Raw genomic sequence first — 21271 nt, forward strand, 5'->3', positions numbered from 1 at the left:
ACAATGCCGTCACCCGCGATTTTCGCCTGGCGGCCTGAGCAGCGCGATCGCAGCCGCCGCCAGCAGGAGGATCGCACCGGCGATTTCAGCCCAGCCGACCGCCTCGCCGAAAAGCCAGGCTCCTGCCGCCAAAGCGACGATCGGCGAAACGAAGGCGTAGAGCCCGGCACGGACGGTGCCCCAATCACGCATCAGCACGAGATAGAGCGTATAGGCGACGATCGTGCCAAACAGCGACAGGAACAGCAGACTGCCGATGGCGGCCGGCGTGTGCAGCGCCTCGAGCGTCTCACCCGAGATCGGCTCCAGCACGAGCGACAGCGCAAGCAGTGCAACACCGCCGATCGCAGCCTGGACCATTGTCAGCGCCAGTGGTTTGACCGCGCCCACCAGCGGGCGCGAAACCACGCTGCCGAAGCAATAACAGGCGGTCGCAACGACGATCGCAGCGAGCCCGATGCCGCTCGAACTGCTTCCCGCGCCAAGCCGCGCCCAGAACAGCCCAACCAGCCCGATGCTGCCGATAGCGAGCGCGGAAGCGTGGCGCCAGGTCGGTCGCTCCTCGCCGGTGAATGCGGCAATCGCGAACAGCAGGATCGGGATCAGCGCCAGGTTGACCAGCCCCGACAATCCCGAGGGCACGTGCTGCATTCCCCAGAAAAGCAGACCGTAGGTGCCGGTATTGACCAGCAATGCCGAGACCACCGTTCGCCCCGTTCGCCCGTGGGCGAATGCCGCGCCGGCTCCACGCACCGCTGTTGCCAGAAGCGCGGCGGTCAGCAAATAGCGCGCCGCCGCCAGCAGTAGCGGAGGCACGTCATTGAGACCGAGCTTGATCGCCGCCCAGGTCAGCCCCCAGATCAGCGACATCACCGCGAAGAAGGCGAGATTGCGAACCACCAGATTCGCCGCTCAGCGCAGTCCCTGACGATCGACAAGTATCCGGTGGATGTCGATCCGCTCCGGCAGCTCGATCAGGAACTCGGCATCGCGGTCCAGATGATGGACTTTGGTCGGTTCGCCTCTGGTAAAGGCCGTCATCGCTTGCATGTCGGCCCAATACGAGATGGTTGTGAACCACGTCTCGGCATCGCGGTCTTCGCGCAGCAATTGGACGCCAAGCGCCGTCTTCTCGAGGGGCGGAATACCCTCGGCACGCAGGTATGGCTCATAGGCGTCGGCGACGTCGCGGCGGGTGCGACCGCGCCAGATGCGCGCGATGGTCGGTTTGGTCGGCATGAGGTTCTCCTTCAGACAGGGGACAGCAACTGAGCGCAGCAAGCGACGCCGGGTGGGATCAGGCGTGAACACGAGCCAGGAACTCGCGGACCAGCGGCATCGCGTCGTCGAAATGTGTCTCGAGCAGCCAGTGACCCGCCCCTTCGATCAGATGCAGTTCCGCATCGGGCAGATCGCGATGATAGGCCCGTGCCGACGCCGCGGGCATATAGCCGTCCTCTGGCCCCCAAAGGATCAGCGTGGGCGGGTGGTGTTCACGCAAATAAGCCTGGTAGCGCGGAAACCAGGTCAGATTGGCTTCCAGCTTCTCCATCAAACCGACGGCGATCTGCTGGCGAACCGGCGTGTTCATCAATGGCCAGTGAAGGCTCCAGAGATCGGGCGGCACGCGCGTGGCAACGTCGTCAGCCACTTCCCCGATGAACTCGGCCCGGAACCCATCCTCGCTCACGGCGGCCTCGAGCGGACGGTGCCTGTCGGGCGTCTTGTCGGTCCACCAAGCCTTGATCGTGGCGTATTTGGGGCCAAGCACGTCCTCGTAGATGTCGCCGTTCTGGATGATCAGGGCACTGATCCGCTCCGGATACGAGATCGCATGCCGGAGTCCTATCTGCGAGCCATAATCGTGCAGCCACAAGGCGTAGCGTTCGAGACCGAATTCATCGGCAAGCTTGGAAAGCACGTCAGAATAGGCGTCGAAATCATAGCCAAAGGCGGCCGGATCGGGTGTGCCACTGTATCCGAAGCCGGGCCAGTCGAATGCAATCGTTCGCCAGCGGTCGGCGAGCGCCGGCATCAGTCGGCGGAATTGGAACGAAGAGCAGGGATAGCCGTGCGGCAAGAGCAAGACAGGTGCTTCTGGCGGCCCTGCCTCGCGATAAAAAATGGATAGATCATCCAGTTGCATGCGTCGGTGCGTCGTTGCACCCGGCATTCGGACCTCCGTCGAATAAACACCGGCTAAACGCCTTTGACCGAGGGATCGTTCCGAATGAGGGAAACGGCAATATGGATCAGGCCGGGTCTCCGGATGACCAGCAAGGCAGGCAAAGGCGCAACTCCCGCCCGGGGAATGGCTCCGACTTACCAAATCATCTCTTCAAATTCACCACGATGACACCGCCCAGCGCCAGCGCGCCGCCGATTATGCCGAGCAACGTCGGGACTTCGCCCAGCCAGAAGAAGCCGATCAGCGCCGACATCGGCGAGACCAGATAGAGGAAGTTGGAAGCACGTGCGGCGGGCAGACGCGACAGCGCGGTCGCCCAGGCGGCATAGGCGATCAGGCTGGGCACGATGCCAAGAAAGATGACGGCGCCGAGGCCTGCCGTGTCGGCAACCGCCGCCTGCGAAAAGGCCGACGGCAGGAAGGGCGCCAAGCATAGTGCGCCGAGCACCATGTTCGAAGCGGAAATGGTCAACGGATGATGGCGGGCAAACAGCGGCTTCTGGACGATGGTGTTGACGGCCGAGCACAAGGCCGAGCCAAGCACCAGAAGAGCACCGGTGTTAAAAGACAGTCCATTACCGTCGGCCATGGCGATGACGCCAATGCCGGCGAAGGAAATCACCGTGCCGGCCCAGGCCATGCCCGAAAAACGTTCGCCGAGCAGCGCCATCGCCATGATGGCGGTGAAGATCGGGCTGACATTGATGATGAAGCCGGCGGCACCGGCCGAGACGGTCAGTTCGCCGAAATTGAGCATGACGGTGTAGAGCGCGACGAAGATGGCGCCGCCAAAGACAAGACGCCAAACTTCGTCGAGCCTTGGCAGTACCGGGCGCTTGACGGCAAGGAAGATCGCCGCCGGCACCGCGGCGATGGCAAAGCGCAATGCACCCAATTCCAGCGGTCCGAAGGCGGCGAGACCGGCTCGGATGGCGGGAAAGGCAGAAGCCCAGCCGACCACCGTCAGCGCGACAGCAATGGCTGCCGTGGTGTCCATCCGCTGTGTCGAATTCAACGTGCCCGTCATCGCGCTCATCTCACTGCCCTCGTATTCTTCGGTCCTGAGAGGCAGAAAACGCCATTTCAGGCCAGTTGACAAACGACCAAATCGAGGATCACCTGTGACTATGGATCACAGCTCGGACACAATGGTGCCGCTCGAGACGCTGCGCGCCTTCGATGCGGCGGCGCGGACAGGCAGCTTTTCGGCGGCCGCCGAAAAGCTCAATATCACCCATGGCGCCGTCAGCCGGCAGATCGCCAAGCTCGAGGACTGGCTGGGATTGAAAGTCTTCGACCGTGGTGCCCGCGGCGTCTCGCTGACGATCGAGGGGAACCGGCTGCATCTGCGCACGTCGGAAGCCTTTGCGCTGATATCGACCCATTCCGACCGCTGGGTCGAGCCGCGTGGCACCGCCGTGGTGCGGCTGACCTCGATCCCCTCGGTCAGCGGACTGTGGCTGATGCCGCGCATGGCGGCTCTGGAAAACAATCCCTCGAAGCTGCGCATCGTGCTCGATGTCGACATCCGCCAGGCCGATCTTGCCGATGAGGGCATCGATCTCTCCATCCGCTGTGGACGCGGCGGCATTCCGGGCCGCGTCTCGGTGCAGCTTTTCGAGGAACATGTCTTCCCCGTCGCGTCACCCGGGCTTGCCCGCGAGATCGGCCGCGGCGATCCTGCCCGGCTGCTCAAATATCCGCTGATCAACGATTCCGACGCGTCGGCCTGGCGCGCCTGGTTTGCCGCGCAAGGCATGGATTATCGCCCGCGCCCGCAGGACCGCCGCTTCGAGGACTACAATCTGGTGCTCGACGCCGCCGCCTATGGGTTGGGTATCGCGCTGGCACGCCCACCCCTGACCGGGCATCAATTGCAATCGGGCCGCATCACTCCCGTCGATGAGCGCACCGCGCTCAATCCGGTGTCCTACTGGCTCGACCGGCCGATCGGGCGGCCGCGTGCCGCAGCCGCCGACCTCGCCCGCCGCATCGCGGCGGAGGCCGGGCTGGCGCCGGAAAAGATCGAGGCGTTCATCGAAGCCGAGCGGTAGGCCTTCCGCCGGGCATATATCGAGAACCAGCCGATTCGAAGCTCAACGAAGCAACAACAGAACGAACCCGAGGATCACGGCTCCCAGAAAACCGGCCATTATCGAAACAAAGCCAATTTTCACCAGCAACTGCTCAGGGTTCGGCACCGCACCATGGGATTGATTGGCCGGCCTGTGCCTGCCCGCCAATGTACCCAGGGCGGCAGCGTTGCGCGGGACTGGAGCCTGCGGCGGGATAAGCGACAGCAATGACAGCCCCGCAACCCTGGCAGGGGCATTGTCATTGGCCGTTGTCGAAAGCGGCAAGAAGGCTCGCAGCGTTTCGGCTTCGGGTTCTGCCTTTCTCGCCGCGATCGTTGCCAACGCCGCCTCTTCGCCCGTCTCAAGCTGGGCAAGATAGGCATCGACGATGCCAGCCGATGCGATCTGCTGCGATTTGACGGCCATCGGCGCGACCGGCAAAGTCAACAGCGCTGGCGCTGTCTGTTGCGCAAGCAGAGACGGCGCCGGCGGTTGGACCAGCGCCTTGACCAGTGCCGTCATGACTGGATCAGCCTGCCCCGAGGGCACTGCCTGCGGCGTCATCACTTCCCTGAGCAACGCGGGAAGACGAGTGGAGGAAATGTCCATTGCGGCCCACCAACACCATTTTTCCGCTTCACAATAAGCGTTCAGCATTGTCTCAGGCTTGTCGCATGCTTGACCTCGCCGGGAATTTATGGCGATGAAATCCTCATGAACCCTGGCGTCCCCGCATGATGAACCGTTTCGAAGGCCCCGGCGGCAAGGAAGCCCGCATCCGCTATCTGGATGGCGACTTCCAGGTTACCAGTCCCGGCGCGTTCGTGCGCTGCGCGGTGACAGGCGAAAGCATTCCGCTCGACGAGTTGAAATACTGGAGCGTCGCCAGGCAGGAGCCCTACATCAGCGCCACCGCCTCGCTGCGCCGCGAAATCGAGATGCATCCGGAGCTGCGTAAGCGCGGTTAGAGCAGTTCACCGTTTCACGGAACGGCGAACCGCTCTATCTCTTTGTTTGACGCAATTCCCAAGGGAAAGCGCTATGCGCTTTTCCCGGGAAAACCGTTTCACACTTTTCCTGGAATTGCTTTAGCCTTTCAGCTTGCGCTGGCGCCAGGCATCGAGCGTCTCGTCGATGATGCGCTCGGGAACGTGGTCGAGTTCGAAGACCGTGTCGATCTCCAGCACCTCGAGCCGGTCGAGAAAGTCCTGTGAGGCGCCGTGGCGTAGCCGGGCGGCGTCCTTGGCGGTGGTGATGAGCACCAGCCCTTCGGCGCGTGCGGTCGCCGCCAGCTCGGCAAGTTCGTCCTCGGCATAGAAATGGTGGTCCGGAAACGGCCGCGTCAACGCCAGCTCGCCGCCGGCTTGGCGCACCGTGTCGAAGAATTTCTCGGGATGGCCGATACCGGCGAAGGCGAAGAACCGCTTGCCGGCAAGCCCTGCCTTGCCGCTTGGCTCTGTATGGGCCTCGAAGATCGGCCGGCCGGCGCGTGCCGCCTGGCGGACCACGCTGTCGGCGGCGATGCCCTCGCCCATTTTCAACAGCCCGCTGGTGAAGACCAGTTGATCGACGATCCTGGCTCGGAGCGGACCGCCCGGAATGACACGGCCATTGCCGATGCCATAGCGCGCATCGACGACGACCAGCGCATAGTCGATGTGGATGCGGGCGCTCTGGAAGCCATCATCCATGATTAGGAAATCGCAGCCATTCCGTTCCAGCAGCAGCCGGGCGCCGGCGGCACGATTCGGCGTCACCGCCACCGGCGCGTGTTCGGCCAGCAGCAGCGGTTCGTCACCGACATGCCGGGCGCTGTCGTGATGGATATCGACGACATGCGGCTCGGCGAAGGAGCCGCCATGGCCGCGCGACAGGAAGCCTGGTTTGAGACGCATGCGCTTGGCCTGTTTGGCGAGCGCGATGGCCACCGGTGTCTTGCCGGTGCCGCCAACCGTGAAATTGCCGATGCACAGAACGGGTGCTTCGATCTTCTCGCGCTTGGCCCGCCGCATGCCGCGGCCGGCGGCGGCGGCATAGATGGCCGATAGCGGCGACAGCGCCAAGACCCGCCAGTCCGGCTCTTCCCACCAGAATGGTGGTGCTTCGGAGGCCACGCTAGCGCCCGTTCGCGCCCTTCAGGCGCGACTTGACGACCAGCGGCTGGATGTAGGGCTCAAGCGATTTCAGCGTGCGCGCCAGCGCGCCGCGCATCTCGTCGACGGTCGCTACACCCGCCGCCATCATCTCGTGGCGCGCCACTTCGTTGGTGAGAAGGAAATTGACGGCGCCGGCCAGCATGTCGCGATCGCGCACCAGCTTGGCGCCACCGCTGTCGAGGAGACGCTGGTAGGCCTCGCGAAAATTCTGAACATTGCGCCCGGCGAGAACCGCCGTGTCGAGCATGGCCGGCTCCAGCGGGTTCTGGCCACCCTCGGAGGTCAGCGAGCGGCCGACGAAGGCGATTTCTGTCAGCCGGAGATAGAGCCCCATCTCGCCGATCGTGTCGCCGAGCAATATATCCGTGTCGGCGGCGATCCTGTCGCCCTTGCTGCGCCGCGCGACCTTCAGGCCCAAGCCGGAAATCTGCGCCGCAAGGGCCTCGCCGCGATCGGGATGACGCGGAACGACGATCGTCAGAAGGCCATGGTGGCGCTTGTGCAGCGTCGCGTGGACTTCAGCCGCGACCACTTCCTCGCCGTCATGGGTCGAGATCGCCGCCCAGGTCGGGCGCGTGCCTATCTGCCGCCGCAGCGTCGCCAGCGCCCGTTCGTCGACGGGCGGCGGCGAGGTATCGACCTTGAGATTGCCCGACACGGTGACCGGCCGCGCGCCGAGCGCCAGAAACCGCTCGCCATCGACATCCGACTGCGCCACGACGTGAGCCAGGTTCTCGAACAACGCCTCGGCGATGTTGGCCCGTTTCTTCCACGACTTGAACGAGCGGTCGGACAGCCTGCCATTGACCAGCACCTGCGGCACGCGGCGCGCGCCAAGCTCGAGGATGGTCATCGGCCAGATCTCGGATTCGGCGATGATCGCCAGGTCCGGCTGCCAGTGATCGAGGAACCGGCTGACCGCCGGCTTGAGATCGAGCGGTACGTATTGATGGATGATCCGATCACCGAGCCGCTCGTCGGCGACCTGCGCCGAGGTGACCGTGCCGGTCGTCAGCACGATGTTGACGCCGTAGTCGAGAATGCTTTCGACCAGCGGCACGACGGCTATGGTCTCGCCGACGCTCGCCGCGTGGATCCAGATCACCGGCCCGTCGGGGCGCGCGCGGCCGGCGACGCCATAGCGCTCGCGGCGGCGGTAGCGGTCTTCCTTGCCGCGCGAGGTGCGCCAGGCAACATAGGGCCCGACCAGCGGATAGGCGGCCGCACCCGCGAAACGGTATGCCGACAGCATGGCTCGCGCCCAGCGGCCGCTCATCGCGGAGCATCCACGAGACGGTAGGCCTCGGCGGTCGCGGCATTGAGCGCGGTCGTCACTTCCTGGCGCTTGCGCTCCATTTCGGCGTCATCGGCGCCGGCCGCCACGAAGATCGGCTGGCCGATGACGATCGACGAACGGCCGAACGGCAGGTTGATGGTGGTCTTGTCCCAGCTCTTCTCCAGCACCTTGCGGCGGCTGGTGGTGATGGCGACGGGCACAAGCGGCCGGCCCGAGAGGCGGGCCAGGAGAACGATGCCAAGCCCTGCGTCTCGCGGCGTGCCGTGCGGAATATCTGCGATCATGGCGACGTTCTTGCCGACGGCGAGCGACTTTTTCAGGGCGATAAGCGCTTTTGCCCCACCCTTGTCGAGGTGCCTGGCATTTTCCCGCCCGCCGGAGCCGCGCACTGCCTCGATGCCGAATTTTTCCAGCATCAGCGCGTTGAGCTCGGCATCGGCGCTGCGCGAAACCATGGCGACCAGCGGCTTGCGCTTGGGATAATAGGCCGGCGTCAGCAGATGCTGGCCGTGCCACAGGGCTATGATGCCAGGCTCGAACTCGGTATAGGCGCCGCCCGAAAACCGCGCCGAGCCCTCGACGACGCGATTGGTGAGGCGCACGAAGCGGACGAACTGGGCGAACAGGCTGGCGATGGCGTTCTTGACGAATCGCGACTGCGCCAGCGGTTGGCGAATCTTGCGCCAGAAGGCCTTGGTCGTGCGGCTGCGTCCCCTGCCCGTGGGCGCGGCATCGCTTGCTGGCCCTTTCGCCAGGTCATGCTCCATCGAAGTCAACCGGCAGCCTTGTTGTCGGGGTCCAGCAGCCGGTGCAGATGAACGACGAAGTAACGCATGTGGGCGTTGTCCACGCTGGCTTGCGCCTTGGCTTTCCATGCCGTGTGCGCGGATTGATAGTCGGGATAGATGCCGACGATGTCGAGCCCGTCGAGATCGCGGAATTCGGTACCGCCAAGCTTCTTCAGTTCGCCACCGAACACCAGATGCAAAAGCTGTTTCTTTCCGTCTTCCGCGGCCATGTCGGTCCTTCACATATCGTGAGTTTGTGACAGGTCTAGACCAAAGCCGCCGACTTTGGAACCTTTAGGGCGAGATGAATTCATCTCGCCCGGGAAAACGCTTTCACGCGTCCAGACCGGCGATGACGCCGGCGAGCACGGCCAGCAATTCACCGCTGCCGGCAGCAAGTGCGCCGTGACGAGTCACCTCGCCGGCATAGAGCGGGGCGCGGCCATGCTGGTCGAGCAACTGGCCACCGGCCTCGCGCAGGATGAGATCGGCCGCCGCAATGTCCCAGTCATGCGCGTTCGGCTTGACGAAAGTGGCATCCAGCGCGCCGTTGGCAATCATGGCCAGCCGATAGGCGAGCGAAGGGCTGTAAGGCGCCCGCTTCAGCCGCGCCTGCCATTCGGCCGGCATCAGGTCGGTCAACTGCTTCAGCCCGGAAATCTCGGCCGTATCCGCCAGCTTGCGCACCGCAATGCGCTTGCCGTTGCGGAAGGCGCCCTGACCGGGCAGCGCCCAATAGGTCTCCTCCATCGCCGGGCATTCCAGCACGCCGGCCAACGTGCGGCCATGCTCGACGACGGCGACGCTGACACACCAGGTACGCTGGCCTTCCAGGAAACCGCGCGTGCCGTCGATCGGGTCGACGACGAAGGTGCGGCGTGCCGAAAGCCGAACCGGATCGTCGACCGTCTCTTCCGACAGCCAGCCATAATCCGGCCGTGCCGCCAGCAGCGTTTCGCGCAGATAGGCGTCGGCGGCGTGATCGGCCTCGCTGACCGGCGATGTGCCGCCCTTCATCCAGACTTGCGGGCTGTTGCCGAAGTAGCGCATGGCGATGGCCCCCGCCTCGCGGGCGGCATCGCGCAGCAGCGGCAGGTCTTCGGTGGCCCCGGAGATGGCCCCGGCTATGGTCAAGTCATGCTCCGGCAAGGGTCATGCCTTCGATCAGGAGCGTTGGGGCGGCGGTGCCGAAATTACGGTCGAGGTCATCGGCCGGCACCATGTTGAGGAACATCGTCTTCAGGTTCGAGGCGATGGTGACCTCGGCGACCGGATAGGCCAGTTCACCGTTCTCAATCCAGAAACCCGAGGCGCCACGGCTATATTCGCCAGTGATCATGTCGACGCCCTGGCCGAACACTTCGGTGACGTAGAAGCCGGTCTTGAGCGATTTGATCAACTCTTCCGGTGACCGCGCGCCCGGCTCGATGGCGAGATTGGTGGAGGATGGCGTCACGGAAGAGCCGCCGCGCGCGCCGCGGCCGTTGGTGACGAGGCCTAATTCCCTTGCGGCCGAGGTCGACAGGAACCAGTGGTTGAGCACGCCCTTCTCGACCATCAACAGCTTTTCGCCCTCGACGCCTTCACCGTCGAACGGCCGCGAGGCCTGGCCACGCAGCCGGAGCGGCTCGTCGGTGACGGTGATGGCGGACGCGGCCACCTGCTTGCCCATCATGTCGCGCAGGAACGAGGTCTTGCGCGCGACCGAGGCGCCGTTGATGGCGCCGGCCAGATGGCCGGCGATGCCGCGCGCGACGCGCGGATCGAAAACCACGTCGACCGGCCCGGTCGCCGCCTTGCGCGCGCCGATGCGGCGCACGGCGCGCTCACCGGCCTTGCGACCGATGTCCTCGGGCGCATCGAGATCGGCAAAATGCTGGCGCGAGGAGAATTCATAGTCGCGCTCCATGCCGGTGCCCTCGCCGGCGATGACGCTGGCCGAGCGCGAGAAACGCGAGCCGACATAGTGGCCGAGGAAGCCGTGCGAGGTGGCCAGCACCAGGCCACCCAGCCCCGCACCGGCGCTGGCGCCGGCCGAATTGGTCACGCCCTTGACGGCAAGCGCTGCCGCTTCGGCCGCCAATGCGGCTTCCTTCAACTGGTCGGCGGACACTTCGGTGGAGTCGAACAGATCGAGATCGCGCGTCTGTTTGGCCAGCAATGCCGGGTCGGCCAGCCCCTGATAAGGATCCTGCGGCGACACCTTCGCCATCGCAACGGCGCGCTCGGCCAGTGTTTTCGGGTCGGACGCCGCTGTCGCCGAGACACTCGCCACGCGGCCGCCGACGAAAACGCGAAGCGCGACATCCTCGCTCTCGGAGGCTTCGGTAGCCTCGACCTTGCCGAGACGCACCGACACGCCGGTCGAGCGGCTGCGCACGGCCACCGCGTCGGCGGCATCGGCGCCGGCCTTTTTTGCAGCCTCGACCAGAGCCGCGACGCGGTCGGTCAATTTTGCTGCGTCTGATATATCGGTCATGCCTGAAATCCTGCTGGTGCGGGCGTTGCCCACCCATCTATTGTTCCGGTCCGGCTTGTGCAATGGCATAGGCTTCAATCAAAATGCAGGGTGGACGCTTCAAATCGCCAACCCTGTGACGCAAAATCGGTTCGCAGCCTGCACGGAGCATTTCGATGACGCCATTCCATCTCGCCTTTCCGGTCCGTGATCTCGATGAAACCCGCGTTTTCTATGGCGAGGTGCTGGGCTGTGCCATCGGCCGCTCGTCGGCGACCTGGGTGGACTTCGACCTTTACGGCCACCAGATGTCGGCGCATCTGCGGCCGCAGGCCGCACAAGCCCCCAGTGACGGCAAGGTCGACGGCATCACCGTGCCGATCCCGCATTTCGGCGCCGTGCTGTTGATGGACGACTGGCAGCGCCTGGCGACGCGGCTGGAGGCGCGCGACGACATCGACTGGCTGGAACGGCCGATGGTGCGTTTCAAGGGCGAGCCCGGCGAACAGGCGACGCTGTTCATCCGCGACCCCTCGGGCAATGCCCTGGAATTCAAGGGCTTTCGCTCACTGGAGCAGGTTTTCGCGCACTAGCCCAGATCGAGGGCATCGGTCGATCAACGGCCGAAACGGCCCGCCGCGAAAGGTGCGAGCCGAGCCGGATCGCCGCGTCCGCCGATCAAGTCGGCGACCAGCCGCGCGGTGATCGGAGCCAGCGTCAGGCCGAGATGGCCGTGCCCGAAAGCATGGATTACGCGGGAGCTGCCGCGCGAAGCGCCGATGACCGGCCTGGAATCCGGCAGGGACGGCCGGAAGCCGAGCCATTGCGAGGCAGGCGAGCCGAGCCCGGGAAAAATTTGCCTGGCGCCACGGTCAAGCAGCGCCAGCCGGCGCGGATTTGGCGGCGCGACCAGGCCCCCGAGTTCGACTGTGCCGGCGACCCGCAAGCGGCCAGCCATCGGCGTCAGGTAGAAACCAAGATCGACGGGACAGACAGGCCGGTTGAGCAGCGGCGCGTCGGTCTGGAATTCCAGATGATAGCCGCGCTCGGTCTCGAGCGGAATCCTGTCGCCGGCCTGCGCGGCCAGTGCGCGTGACCGTGCACCGGCGGCGATCACCACCGTGCCAGCCTTGATGCGAACGCCGGGGCCGCTGAGTTGGACACCGCCAGCCTCGACCTGCAGCCCGGTGATCTCAGCCTGCTTCACCGATGCACCACGGGCGCTCACCGCGCCCAGCAACCGCCGCATCACCATTGCCGGATCGGTGACATTGATCGAGTCGGGAAAATACACGCCATGCGCTGCTGTCGCCGGCAGGCCCGGCTCAAGTGCCGCCACCTCTTCGGGAGTCAGCACCTCTTGGTGGATGCCAAACCCAGCGCGCATTGCCCGGCCGCCGGCGCCAGCGGCAAAATCGCTCTCGCGGCGATAGAGGTAAAGACAGCCATTGCGGCGCAGCAGATCGTCCAGATCGGCCTCCCCAGCCATTTCCTCCCAGGCCGGGAGGGCGTCGGCCAGCAGTCCGGCGAGCGCCAGTGCATTGGCCCGGGTGGCCGCCGGCAGCGATTGCCGCATGAACCGAACGAGCCATGGCGCCAGCTGCAGCAGCGCCGGCCAGCGCAGCGAAAACGGGCTGTCGGGATCAAGCAGCAGCTTTGGCAACGCCCGCAGCACCGCAGGAGTGCCGACCGGCATGCAGGCATATTCGGCGATCGTCCCGGCATTGCCGAACGACGCGCCGGAGCCCGGCTCGTTCGGATCGATGAGCAGAACTTCGCGGCCGGCCGCGACAAGGCGAAGTGCCGTCGCCAGCCCGACAACTCCGGCGCCGACAATGGCGATTTCGACCTTTTCAGAAGCAGCCACTGTGGATCTTCCCGATTGACCTTGAAATCCCGTACCGATCATGTGGTCTCTTGGTTCGGGGTCACGGTCCAGTCTTGATCCCTGGAATCGAATAGGCCAGATCTTTCCGCGCCTAGGCAACAGGCGTCCAGATCACGTCCTCGATCTTTTGCGCGCCGGTGGCCAGCATCACCAGCCGGTCGAACCCGAGCGCGATGCCGCTGGCAGGCGGCATGATGGCCAGGGCGGCGAGGAAATCCTCGTCCAGCGGATAGCGCTCGCCATAGATGCGCTCTTTCTCATCCATCTCGAGGATGAAACGCCGGCGCTGCTCGTCGGCGTCCGTCAGTTCGCCAAACCCGTTGGCGAGTTCGACGCCGCAGCAATAGAGTTCGAAGCGCTCGGCGACGCGCGGGTCGCTCGGGCTCGGCCGCGCCAATGCCGCCTCGGCCAGTGGATATTCGCACAGGATGGTCGCCCGCCCCTGCCCGAGCAACGGCTCGATCTTTTCCACCATCACACGGCTGAACAAATCTGCCCAACTATCGTCGGGCGCAGTGCGCAGGCCGGCCTGGGTCAACGCCGCATACAGCGCGTCGCGATCGGTGCTGCCGTCGGCGGCGACCGTTGCCAGCAGATCGATGCCGGCGTAGCGAGTGAAGGCCTCCGCCACCGTCAGCCGTTCCGGCTCGGCAAACGGATCGCAGTCGCGGCCCCGAAACGAGAAAAGAGTAGCCCCTGCCCTTGTCGCGGCCAGCGCCAGGAAGGCCGCGCAATCCTGCATCAGGCTCTCATAGGCCTCGCCCACCCGGTACCATTCGAGCATGGTGAATTCGGGATGGTGCAAAGGCCCGCGCTCACGGTTGCGGTAGACCGGACCGAAGCTGAAAATCCTGACTTCACCGGCGGCGAGCAGCTTCTTGCAGGCGAATTCCGGAGAGGTGTGGAGATAGAGCGGCGCCCTTGCACCGTCCGGCCCGACCGCTTCCGTGGCGAAGGCCGTCAGATGCGCCTCGTTGCCGGGCGAGACCTGCAGCGCTGCCGTCTGCACCTCGACGAAATCATGGGCGGCGAACCAATCGCGCAGGCTGGCGGCGATGCCGTTGCGCAGCATCAGCCGCGGGCGGCGGTCGGCGTGGACATGCGGCGTCCACCAGGGCGAAGCTTCGGTCATGCGGCTCGGAACATGGTGGAAGGGGGCTGGCGGCGGCGGCCAAGATGCGGTAGGCCCCCATCCAGCGCCGCACAAGCCGGCAAACGCCAGTCAACTCTTCTTGCAGGATATAAAACCGTGGTGAAAGTCATCGCCAGTTCGCTCCGCAAAGGCAACGTCGTCGAAAAGGACGGCAAGCTTTATGTGATCCTCTTTGCCGAAAACATCCACCCAGGCAAGGGCACGCCGGTGACGCAGCTCGATATGCGCCGCATCGGCGACGGGGTAAAGGTTTCGGAGCGCTACCGCACCACCGAACAGGTTGAGCGCGCCTATGTGGAAGAGCGCGAGCACACCTTCCTCTACCGTGACGGCGAAGGCTTTCATTTCATGAACCCGGAAAGCTACGACCAGGTCGCGGTGTCGGAAGCCGTGGTCGGCGACATGGCGCCTTACCTGCTGGAAGGCATGGCCGTGCAGGTGTCGCAGTTCAACGGCATCGCCATCTCCCTGGTGCTGCCGCAGCGCGCCACCTTCGAAGTGGTGGAAACCGAGCCGACCACCAAGGGCCAGACGGCCTCGTCCTCCTACAAGCCGGCCGTGCTGTCCAACGGCGTGCGCACCCTGGTGCCACCGCACATCGCGCCGGGCACCCGCGTGGTGGTGATGACGGCTGACGGGGCTTATGTGGAGCGGGCGAAGGACTGAGGGGGCGGCTTTAGCTTCAGGGCGAAGGCGGTTATTCCTCAGCGAGCGACCCTTAGAGACGAGGCATCGAAGGCCCGCAATCAGACCGACGGCTTTCGGCGCCCGTGCGCCGGAAGCTGACGTTGAGGTCATAGGCGGCGACGTGATGGCGGTTCCGCTATCAGATCATGTTTGACATACCGAGCGCAGTAAGCAGGTTGTTTTGAATAGGAGCGACGGCCTGATTCAGTCCCTCCACCCCGAAGTCCATGCCCTCTGGCATGACGACGGTGCGCAATGGGCGCCGTTCCGTAGCCTCGACTAGCCGTGCGATGGCGTCAGCCACCAACTGAGGGCGGGGTGGATTCGCAGGATCAAGTCCCTGATCGGAGTTGTTTTTGATTTGGCCTGGGACCAACGCAACTGCGCCATATGTCGCCAAGACCTGCTCGTCCGAGGGCGCTGGGCTAGATGGAAGCAGATTGCTCGGAAATGGCCCGGGTTCCACGATCACCGAGTCTACGCCGAAGCTGGACAGTTCATATCGATATGCCTCGGCAAGCGCTTCAAGCGCGAACTTGCTCGCGGAATAGACACCAAAGAACGGAAAGATGACACGCCCCATCAACGAGGTGACATGGATCAGCACGCCGCTGCCCGCAGCACGCATATGGGGTAGGACGGCGCGGTCGGCCCTTACGGCCCCAAAAAAGTTCACCGCAAATTGCTGCTCGATGTCTGCCACCGTGTAGGCTTCGGTCACGCCGACGAACATCGTGCCCGCGTTGTTGATGAGCGCATCAATCCTGCCGTGTTGCTCGACGACCCGATCGATCGCAGCGTTGACCGACGCTTCGTCCGTCACATCCATCTCAATGACCTGGAGCTCATGCCCTTCGGCTTTTGCAGCGTTGATTAGCTCACTGCCCGTCTGGCTGTTTTTGCCTTCGATGTCGCGCATGGTCGCGACCACTACGTGCCCGCCCCTGGCGAGCTCCAAGGCGGTGAGCTTTCCAAAACCGCTGCTCGCGCCGGTAACAACTACAACCTTGCTGCACATTTTCTCGATCCTCTCGCTTGCCCACCTAACGGGGCAAGCAGGAATATACAGACCTGTATGTCCGTTGCAAAGAGAAAATAGACAGACTATTCTGTTTCTACACCGAACGCGCACCCGGCAGGCGAGAATGAAAACTTTGGATGTGAGTGAGTACCTCGACCTGGAATCGCGGTCGCTGCACGCCTTGGCTCCGCGAGAGCGAATTCTGAAAACAGCGTCTGAACTATTTTACCGAAACAGCATCCATACGGTGGGAATAGATCGCATCATCGCCGAGAGCGGCGTCGCAAAGATGACGTTCTATAAGCACTTCCCCTCGAAGGCCAATCTTGCCGCTACCTATCTGCGCCACAAAAGCGCGCTGTGGTTCGACATGCTGGCGACTGCGACAGAACAAGCCGGACCGGTGCCGCTGGATCGCGTGCTGGCTATTTTCGACACACTGAACGCGTCCTTTCAGGAGCCTACTTTCCGCGGCTGTCCTTTCGTTCGAGGGCTGGCCGAGTTCGGACCGGACGCGGAAACGCCAGAGGTGCAGGCAACGCTCGCAGCATATTTCCATAACTTACATGAGTTTGTCGTGTCGCTCATCCAGCCCTTGAAGTTGAAAAATCAAGAGAGCGTGGTCGTCCAGATCCTAGCGCTCATCCAGGGCTCGCTCGTGAACGCACAAGCCATGAGGGGGGGCGTTGAACCTCTTGCAACGCGCGACGCGGCCAAGATGCTGCTCAAGGCTGCGGTTGAGCCGGCTGATCGAAACTTCGACGTCTGCAGCGCCTGATGGTCAGCTCAGACGAAAAACGCGGCCGCAGGCCGAGCGCCAGAATTTGGCGGCGAGTGGAGCAAATTCGGCCTCCGCTCGATGAAGAAAAAGTAAGCGCAACATCAATGAGGACGATCGATGCATATTCCAGCTAGCAAATCGAAAGAATAACGGCGAAATTGTCGTTGACGACAAGACGCCCTGGGCCACGGTTTCGTGAGGCATCAACCCTTCCAGAAATTTTCAGGGCATGTGGAGAGCGAGGGTCCATGGCGATGGCCCTAGTGAAAGAGGCGCCCCAGTAAGTTGGCGAAGGCTGCGTGCCGCCCGCTTATCGCGGGCGGCCGCAATCTAAATCAGGCAGAGAGAGATCGATTGGTTGCGACTGCGCCAGCTCGGGTGAACTCTGCATCCGGCTTGGAGAACGATGCCATGATGGCGTCGCGGTTCGAAGGAGCGCGTTTCCTGTCAGCGGCGGTGAGCGCAGTCTTGAGTTCGTGGGCGGTCAACTCAGTGCAATAGGCGGGAGTGCCCGGCTGCAGTCGCCAGGACTCCTCAAGAGTACCCGCATCCACCGCATCGAAGCCAGTGACGCTGATGAGATCGGATACAAGTGCTTTGGCCGCGGCGTCGTCACCCGAAATCGGGATGGCAATGCGACCTGGAGCACCGGCCTCCAAACCGGCCTCTGCCAATGTCTGCGTTAGCAGTGCGTTCCAAGCCTTAACAAGGGGGCGCCCCACCTGCTCGCTGGCCCAAACGGTCTCCGGCTTGCCGCTATCAACCTCGAAGATTTTGCTGTCACGGGTTGGATAGTAATTGGAGGTGTCCACCACGATTGCGCCAGCAGGGGCGCCGGCAAGAATCGTTGCCAGGTCTGGGTTCTTGGCAAAGGGCACTGACAGGATGACCACATCGGCATCCAGTACTGCCGCCTCTCTCCCAACGGCCTGGATGCCGGTGCCGGCAACTGTGTCCGCAAGACTTTCGGGGCCACGCGAGTTCGCCAGTTTCACCTGGTGGCCAGCGGCGTCCAGCTTCTTTGCAACCAGCGAGCCGATGTTGCCGGCCCCAATGATTCCGATTTTCATTTTACATCCTTTGGTTTTCAAATTTTAGCAGGGTGAGCGAAGTCATGAAGAGTGTCTCGCAGCGCTATGATCTCGTCCTCGGACATTTGACAGGCACTCTTGATCTTGCCGGAGATGCTCCAGACCTCGTCTTTGATGCTGTGAGCGGCAGGTGTGAGATCGACAAGGACCCGGCGTTCGTCCTCGGGATCTCGCATTCGCGTCACCATCCCGCAGGTATCGAGCCGCTTGAGCAATGGGGTGATCGTGCCGGTGTCCATGCCCAAAGCGTTTCCAAGATCACCTACGGACCGGGGCGCGGACGCATAGAGCTCCAGCATCACAAGGTACTGTGGAAAGGTCAGGCCCAGTGGATCGAGGAACGGCTTGTGCATGCGTGCCATCCGGCCCGCCGCCCCGTACAGGGCGAACGAGATTTGCATTCGAACCAAACGTGACGCGCTTTTTTGAGGTGCCATACCATAGCCCAAAGAGACAAGCCGACTTCACTGGCGAACTAGTATCTAGTACACTAGATAATGTTACTGTGGAGGAATGCAACCCTCCAGCTGCACTTGGAGTCAAACCGCATGCCGCGCCTCCAGCACCTTCTCCATCTGCCGCTTCAGCTCGCCATTGATGTCAGACGTCTCGTTCATCAAGGCGTCGATCTTCAGGAATCAAGCACGCGATATTTCGACACTGCCGGGCGAACCAGGATGTCAGGGCGGCATTGTTTCAGCTTGTTGGCGATGATCGACTGCACATCAATTGCGTGGCGCCGTCAGGCCAGTGAGGTCAATGCGTGTCTATGGCGTTGACCGAAAACGACAAGGCTCCGTGCTATTTTTCATGAAACGTGTCGCAAAAGGCCTGCGCATTCCGTCCTCTGACGGAAGAAGGAGAACGCCATGCGAAAACTTATCGTCACCGAATTCATCAGCGTCGATGGCATTGCCGAGGTCGAGAAGCTGCCCAGCGTGACCTGGAACGATGAGATGAACAGGTTCAAGGAGGACGAGCTTGCCGACAGCGGCGCCATGCTTTTGGGGCGCACGACCTATGAGATTTTTGCCGGCTCATGGCCCAAGGAAACCGGGGATTTTGCCGACCGGTTCAACGCGCTGCCGAAATATGTCGCTTCCACCACCCTGAAGGCGCTCGACTGGAAGCCGGCGCAATTGCTGAAGGGGCCGCTGCCGGATGCGGTCAGGACGCTGAAGCAAGGCAGCGGCGGCAACATCTATGTGCATGGCAGCCTCAGCGTCGCGCAGGAATTGCTGCGCCATGGCCTGGTCGACCGCGTCAGGCTGCTCAGCTACCCCGGCGCCGTCGGTCAGGGCAAGCCGCTGTTCCTAGCCGGCGAGCCGGTGTCGCTCGAACTGATTTCGGCAAAACCATTTAGCAACGGGGTGGTGGCGCTAGAGTATGCAACGGTGACGGCTAAGTCGTAAGACGGTTGGGCTCTCTCCTTTCAGGTGAAGGAAAGATGCACCTCACCCGACCTGTTTCCCCCGCCTCCTCTTGATCGCGGCGCTATTCCTCGCCTCCACCACCCTCTCCACCTGCCGCTTCAGCTCGTCCTTGATATCCACCGTCTCGTTCATCAAGGCGTCGATCTTCAGGAAGTCGAGCACGCGGTATCTCGAGACTGCCGGGCGGACCAGGATGTCGGGGCGGCATTGCTTTAGCTTGTTGGCGATGATCGACTGCATCATCAGCTGCGTGGCGCCGAACATCAGGTCGACGGAGGTAGGCTGTTTGCGGTCGGCCTCTTCCGGTGCGCCGACGACGTCGACGCCGATGATGATGTCGGCATCGTTTTCGATCAGGTCGAACGGCACGGGGTTGTAGATGCCGCCGTCGATCAGCAGCCTGCCGTCGCGCATCACCGGGCGGAACACGGCGGGGATGGCTGCCGAGGCCGCCAGCGCCGAGTGCAGGTCGCCGTCTTCGAAGACAGCGAGCTTGTGGCCGAAATAGTCGGTCGCCGTCACCTTGAGCGGGATTTTCAGCTCGGCGAAGGTTTCGGGAATGGCCTCGGGCAGAAAGGCTTTCAGGATGCGCTCGACGTTGAACTGGCTGACGCGGATGCCGTTCTGCATGGCTTCGGCGATGGTGCCCGGCCGCGCCCGCCACATGCGGCTCGCCACTTGGGCGCGGCGGCCGAGGATCGAGCGGGCATAATCGTGGATGTCCTTGCCGGTCATGCCGGCGGCCATGCCGGCGCCCATGATGGCGCCGATCGACGAGCCGGCAATCGCCACCGGCTGGATGCCCAGCTCGTTCAGCGCCTCGATGACATGGATATGCGCCAGCCCGCGCGCGCCGCCGCCGCCGAAGGCTATGCCGAAGGTCGGGCTCATCCCTTGCCGGCTCCGGCCAGTTTCGGGCCGATGACCATGATGGTCGGCTCGGTGGTCAGCAGCTTCTTCGCCGCCGCCTTGACCTGATCGAGCGTCACCGCGTGGATGTAACCGGCGCGGCGCTGCATGTAGTCGATGCCGAGATCGTCGAGCTGCAGTTCGACCAGCGTCGAGGCGATGGCGCTGGACGAGTCCAGATTGTTGATGGCGTAGGCGCCGATCATGTATTTCTTGGTCGCCGCCAGTTCCGCTTCGGTCGGGCCTTCTTCGGCCAGTCGCTTGACCACGTCGCGGATGATGCCGAGCGTCTCGGCCGCGCGGTCGGAGCGGGTGCCGGTGCTGACGATCAGCGCGTTGGCGTGGTCCTGGTTGATCAGCGAGGAGTTGACGCTGTAGGCCAGTCCACGCTTTTCGCGCACCTCCTGGAACAGGCGCGAGGTGAAGGTGCCGCCGCCGAGGATCTCGTTCATCAGCACGGCGGGGAAGAAATCCGCCGCTTTGCGCTTCACGCCGGGAAAAGCGAGCTGCAGGGAGGTCTGCGGCAGGTCGTAGTCGACCTCGACATGCTGCGCCAGCTTCGGGTCGATATCGGCCACCGGCCTCAGCGCCTGGTTTTGCGGCAGGTCGCCGAACACCATGTCGAGCTTCTTCTTCAACGTCTGCGCGTCGATGGCGCCGACGACGGCAACATGCAGGCCGCCGCGGGCGAACACCGCTTTGTGCAAGGCTTTGAGATCATCGGGCGTGATGGCGGCGATGCTTTCCTTGGTGCCCTGGTCGGAGCGGGAATAGGGATGATCGCCATAGAGGGCGCGCGCCCATTTGTTCTGCGCCACCGTGTCGGGATCATTCTCGCCGGCGATGATGCCGGACAGGATCTGGGAGCGAATGCGGTCGATCGGCAGCTGGTCGAAACGCGGCTCGTTGACCGCCAGCCGCAACAGGTCGAACGCCTGGTCACGCTGCTCGGCCAGCATGCGCATCGAGCCGTAGATGCCGTCGCGGCTTTCATCAAAACTCATCTCGGCGCCGGCATCGTCGAGCTTGATCTGGAAGTCTTCACTGTCAAGCGGGCCGGCGCCTTCGTCGAACAGGCCGGTCATCAGGTTGGCCAGCCCCTCCTTGCCCGGCGGATCCTGTGTCGAGCCGCCGCCGAAGACGAAGCGGATGGCGACGACCGGCACGGAATAGTCCTCGACCAGCCAGGCGGTGATGCCCTTCGGCGAGGTGACGGACTGGATGTCCATGGCCCGCGCCGTGAGTGCCGGCAGGATGAGGAATAGGATGGAGAGGAGTAACGTGAGCAGCGGGGCGATGGCGCGCCTTGGGGCAGTCGCTTCAGACAAATGATAGCTTCCAATTTG

At 63.5% G+C, this 21271-nt stretch carries 24 protein-coding genes and 1 pseudogene; 6 read left to right on the forward strand and 19 right to left on the reverse strand.

The features are described 5' to 3' along the window. Positions 1-9: 9 nt before the first annotated feature. The 4 genes from NKI69_RS11200 to NKI69_RS11215 all read right to left on the reverse strand — a co-directional run bounded on the left by NKI69_RS11200 (position 10) and on the right by NKI69_RS11215 (position 3224). A complete protein-coding gene (locus NKI69_RS11200; protein WP_352678581.1) occupies positions 10-900 on the reverse strand; it encodes a DMT family transporter in 891 nt (296 codons plus the stop codon). Positions 901-912: 12 nt separating this feature from the next. After that, entirely contained in the window at positions 913-1239 is a 327-nt protein-coding gene (locus tag NKI69_RS11205; RefSeq protein WP_023813566.1) for an antibiotic biosynthesis monooxygenase family protein, read from the reverse strand. Between the two features lie 58 nt (positions 1240-1297). Next, positions 1298-2173, reverse strand: coding sequence for an alpha/beta fold hydrolase (locus NKI69_RS11210; RefSeq protein ID WP_352721295.1), 876 nt, complete (start codon positions 2171-2173; stop codon positions 1298-1300). Positions 2174-2330: 157 nt separating this feature from the next. Next, positions 2331-3224 (reverse strand): DMT family transporter, encoded by an 894-nt coding sequence (locus NKI69_RS11215; protein WP_352721297.1) that lies wholly within the window; start codon positions 3222-3224, stop codon positions 2331-2333. Positions 3225-3315: 91 nt separating this feature from the next. Here NKI69_RS11215 and NKI69_RS11220 point away from each other — a divergent pair, with 91 nt between their 5' ends. Then, positions 3316-4242, forward strand: coding sequence for a LysR family transcriptional regulator (locus NKI69_RS11220; protein WP_352721299.1), 927 nt, complete (start codon positions 3316-3318; stop codon positions 4240-4242). Positions 4243-4284: 42 nt separating this feature from the next. On the opposite strand, the gene NKI69_RS11225 is transcribed toward NKI69_RS11220, so the two are convergent. Continuing rightward, the gene (locus NKI69_RS11225; RefSeq protein ID WP_127288988.1) at positions 4285-4872 is read right to left on the reverse strand and encodes a hypothetical protein; all 588 of its coding nucleotides are present in this window, start codon (positions 4870-4872) and stop codon (positions 4285-4287) included. Positions 4873-4997: 125 nt separating this feature from the next. Here NKI69_RS11225 and NKI69_RS11230 point away from each other — a divergent pair, with 125 nt between their 5' ends. Continuing rightward, a complete protein-coding gene (locus NKI69_RS11230; protein WP_031213688.1) occupies positions 4998-5231 on the forward strand; it encodes a DUF2093 domain-containing protein in 234 nt (77 codons plus the stop codon). A 120-nt stretch (positions 5232-5351) separates the two neighbouring features. On the opposite strand, the gene lpxK is transcribed toward NKI69_RS11230, so the two are convergent. The 6 genes from lpxK to NKI69_RS11260 form a co-directional block, all read right to left on the reverse strand. Further along, entirely contained in the window at positions 5352-6377 is a 1026-nt protein-coding gene (gene lpxK, locus NKI69_RS11235) for a tetraacyldisaccharide 4'-kinase (protein WP_352721301.1), read from the reverse strand. A 1-nt stretch (position 6378) separates the two neighbouring features. Then, positions 6379-7695 (reverse strand): lipid IV(A) 3-deoxy-D-manno-octulosonic acid transferase, encoded by a 1317-nt coding sequence (waaA, locus tag NKI69_RS11240; RefSeq protein WP_023813559.1) that lies wholly within the window; start codon positions 7693-7695, stop codon positions 6379-6381. Then, positions 7692-8483: a lysophospholipid acyltransferase family protein gene (locus tag NKI69_RS11245; RefSeq protein ID WP_013532344.1), complete on the reverse strand. Its 792-nt coding sequence runs from the start codon at positions 8481-8483 to the stop codon at positions 7692-7694. Before NKI69_RS11245 ends, waaA begins: the two co-directional genes overlap by 4 nt. Before the next feature lie 5 nt (positions 8484-8488). Beyond that, positions 8489-8734 carry a DUF4170 domain-containing protein gene (locus tag NKI69_RS11250; protein WP_013532345.1) on the reverse strand — a complete coding sequence of 82 codons (246 nt, stop codon included), beginning with the start codon at positions 8732-8734 and terminating at the stop codon, positions 8489-8491. A 103-nt stretch (positions 8735-8837) separates the two neighbouring features. Continuing rightward, positions 8838-9653: a 3'(2'),5'-bisphosphate nucleotidase CysQ gene (locus tag NKI69_RS11255; RefSeq protein WP_352721303.1), complete on the reverse strand. Its 816-nt coding sequence runs from the start codon at positions 9651-9653 to the stop codon at positions 8838-8840. Then, a complete protein-coding gene (locus NKI69_RS11260) occupies positions 9640-10983 on the reverse strand; it encodes a TldD/PmbA family protein (protein ID WP_352721305.1) in 1344 nt (447 codons plus the stop codon). Before NKI69_RS11260 ends, NKI69_RS11255 begins: the two co-directional genes overlap by 14 nt. Before the next feature lie 155 nt (positions 10984-11138). Between NKI69_RS11260 and NKI69_RS11265 the strand changes: the two genes are divergently transcribed. Continuing rightward, positions 11139-11555, forward strand: coding sequence for a VOC family protein (locus tag NKI69_RS11265; protein ID WP_352442459.1), 417 nt, complete (start codon positions 11139-11141; stop codon positions 11553-11555). 23 nt (positions 11556-11578) lie between these two features. Here NKI69_RS11265 and NKI69_RS11270 read toward each other — a convergent pair whose 3' ends face one another. Together NKI69_RS11270 and epmA are read right to left on the reverse strand one after the other, a co-directional pair. Then, positions 11579-12829, reverse strand: a complete 1251-nt coding sequence (locus NKI69_RS11270; protein WP_352679971.1) for an NAD(P)/FAD-dependent oxidoreductase — start codon at positions 12827-12829, stop codon at positions 11579-11581. 112 nt (positions 12830-12941) lie between these two features. Continuing rightward, on the reverse strand, positions 12942-13982 hold the full coding sequence (gene epmA / locus NKI69_RS11275) for an EF-P lysine aminoacylase EpmA (RefSeq protein ID WP_352721308.1): 1041 nt from the start codon (positions 13980-13982) through the stop codon (positions 12942-12944). 117 nt (positions 13983-14099) lie between these two features. On the opposite strand from epmA, the gene efp reads away from it, so the two are divergent. After that, positions 14100-14669, forward strand: a complete 570-nt coding sequence (gene efp, locus NKI69_RS11280; protein ID WP_127289004.1) for an elongation factor P — start codon at positions 14100-14102, stop codon at positions 14667-14669. Between the two features lie 160 nt (positions 14670-14829). Here efp and NKI69_RS11285 read toward each other — a convergent pair whose 3' ends face one another. Next, positions 14830-15708 (reverse strand): SDR family oxidoreductase, encoded by an 879-nt coding sequence (locus tag NKI69_RS11285; RefSeq protein WP_352721310.1) that lies wholly within the window; start codon positions 15706-15708, stop codon positions 14830-14832. 127 nt (positions 15709-15835) lie between these two features. On the opposite strand from NKI69_RS11285, the gene NKI69_RS11290 reads away from it, so the two are divergent. Further along, positions 15836-16489: a TetR/AcrR family transcriptional regulator gene (locus tag NKI69_RS11290; RefSeq protein ID WP_352553920.1), complete on the forward strand. Its 654-nt coding sequence runs from the start codon at positions 15836-15838 to the stop codon at positions 16487-16489. Positions 16490-16827: 338 nt separating this feature from the next. On the opposite strand, the gene NKI69_RS11295 is transcribed toward NKI69_RS11290, so the two are convergent. The 3 genes and pseudogenes from NKI69_RS11295 to NKI69_RS11305 all read right to left on the reverse strand — a co-directional run. Further along, complete coding sequence (locus tag NKI69_RS11295) at positions 16828-17562, reverse strand: NADPH-dependent F420 reductase (RefSeq protein ID WP_352553918.1); 735 nt, start codon at positions 17560-17562, stop codon at positions 16828-16830. Positions 17563-17579: 17 nt separating this feature from the next. Further along, a complete protein-coding gene (locus NKI69_RS11300) occupies positions 17580-17936 on the reverse strand; it encodes a MarR family winged helix-turn-helix transcriptional regulator (protein WP_352553916.1) in 357 nt (118 codons plus the stop codon). Positions 17937-18122: 186 nt separating this feature from the next. Next, positions 18123-18324, reverse strand: a pseudogene (locus tag NKI69_RS11305) (patatin-like phospholipase family protein); the annotation flags it as partial. A 128-nt stretch (positions 18325-18452) separates the two neighbouring features. On the opposite strand from NKI69_RS11305, the gene NKI69_RS11310 reads away from it, so the two are divergent. After that, complete coding sequence (locus NKI69_RS11310; protein ID WP_352721312.1) at positions 18453-18995, forward strand: dihydrofolate reductase family protein; 543 nt, start codon at positions 18453-18455, stop codon at positions 18993-18995. Between the two features lie 42 nt (positions 18996-19037). Here the strand turns inward: NKI69_RS11310 and NKI69_RS11315 are convergent, their stop codons facing one another. After that, positions 19038-19907, reverse strand: a complete 870-nt coding sequence (locus NKI69_RS11315) for a patatin-like phospholipase family protein (protein ID WP_352721314.1) — start codon at positions 19905-19907, stop codon at positions 19038-19040. Then, positions 19904-21253 carry a M16 family metallopeptidase gene (locus NKI69_RS11320; protein WP_352721316.1) on the reverse strand — a complete coding sequence of 450 codons (1350 nt, stop codon included), beginning with the start codon at positions 21251-21253 and terminating at the stop codon, positions 19904-19906. The genes NKI69_RS11315 and NKI69_RS11320 overlap by 4 nt, the downstream gene beginning before the upstream one ends. Between the last annotated feature and the right edge of the window lie 18 nt (positions 21254-21271).

Origin of the sequence: Mesorhizobium sp. M0491 (assembly GCF_040321265.1) — a bacterium.
Taxonomy (GTDB): Bacteria; Pseudomonadota; Alphaproteobacteria; order Rhizobiales; family Rhizobiaceae; genus Mesorhizobium.

Excerpts from the sequence above, each read along its gene's own strand:
- NKI69_RS11205 (WP_023813566.1), bottom strand. The coding sequence starts at position 1,239 with ATGCCGACCAAACCGACCATCGCGCGCATCTGGCGCGGTCGCACCCGC.
- NKI69_RS11210 (WP_352721295.1), bottom strand. The coding sequence starts at position 2,173 with ATGCCGGGTGCAACGACGCACCGACGCATGCAACTGGATGATCTATCC.
- NKI69_RS11215 (WP_352721297.1), bottom strand. The coding sequence starts at position 3,224 with ATGAGCGCGATGACGGGCACGTTGAATTCGACACAGCGGATGGACACC.
- NKI69_RS11220 (WP_352721299.1), top strand. The coding sequence starts at position 3,316 with ATGGATCACAGCTCGGACACAATGGTGCCGCTCGAGACGCTGCGCGCC.
- NKI69_RS11225 (WP_127288988.1), bottom strand. The coding sequence starts at position 4,872 with ATGGACATTTCCTCCACTCGTCTTCCCGCGTTGCTCAGGGAAGTGATG.
- NKI69_RS11230 (WP_031213688.1), top strand. The coding sequence starts at position 4,998 with ATGATGAACCGTTTCGAAGGCCCCGGCGGCAAGGAAGCCCGCATCCGC.
- waaA (WP_023813559.1), bottom strand. The coding sequence starts at position 7,695 with ATGAGCGGCCGCTGGGCGCGAGCCATGCTGTCGGCATACCGTTTCGCG.
- NKI69_RS11245 (WP_013532344.1), bottom strand. The coding sequence starts at position 8,483 with ATGGAGCATGACCTGGCGAAAGGGCCAGCAAGCGATGCCGCGCCCACG.
- NKI69_RS11250 (WP_013532345.1), bottom strand. The coding sequence starts at position 8,734 with ATGGCCGCGGAAGACGGAAAGAAACAGCTTTTGCATCTGGTGTTCGGT.
- NKI69_RS11260 (WP_352721305.1), bottom strand. The coding sequence starts at position 10,983 with ATGACCGATATATCAGACGCAGCAAAATTGACCGACCGCGTCGCGGCT.
- NKI69_RS11265 (WP_352442459.1), top strand. The coding sequence starts at position 11,139 with ATGACGCCATTCCATCTCGCCTTTCCGGTCCGTGATCTCGATGAAACC.
- epmA (WP_352721308.1), bottom strand. The coding sequence starts at position 13,982 with ATGACCGAAGCTTCGCCCTGGTGGACGCCGCATGTCCACGCCGACCGC.
- NKI69_RS11285 (WP_352721310.1), bottom strand. The coding sequence starts at position 15,708 with ATGTGCAGCAAGGTTGTAGTTGTTACCGGCGCGAGCAGCGGTTTTGGA.
- NKI69_RS11290 (WP_352553920.1), top strand. The coding sequence starts at position 15,836 with ATGAAAACTTTGGATGTGAGTGAGTACCTCGACCTGGAATCGCGGTCG.
- NKI69_RS11295 (WP_352553918.1), bottom strand. The coding sequence starts at position 17,562 with ATGAAAATCGGAATCATTGGGGCCGGCAACATCGGCTCGCTGGTTGCA.
- NKI69_RS11300 (WP_352553916.1), bottom strand. The coding sequence starts at position 17,936 with ATGCACAAGCCGTTCCTCGATCCACTGGGCCTGACCTTTCCACAGTAC.
- NKI69_RS11310 (WP_352721312.1), top strand. The coding sequence starts at position 18,453 with ATGCGAAAACTTATCGTCACCGAATTCATCAGCGTCGATGGCATTGCC.
- NKI69_RS11315 (WP_352721314.1), bottom strand. The coding sequence starts at position 19,907 with ATGAGCCCGACCTTCGGCATAGCCTTCGGCGGCGGCGGCGCGCGCGGG.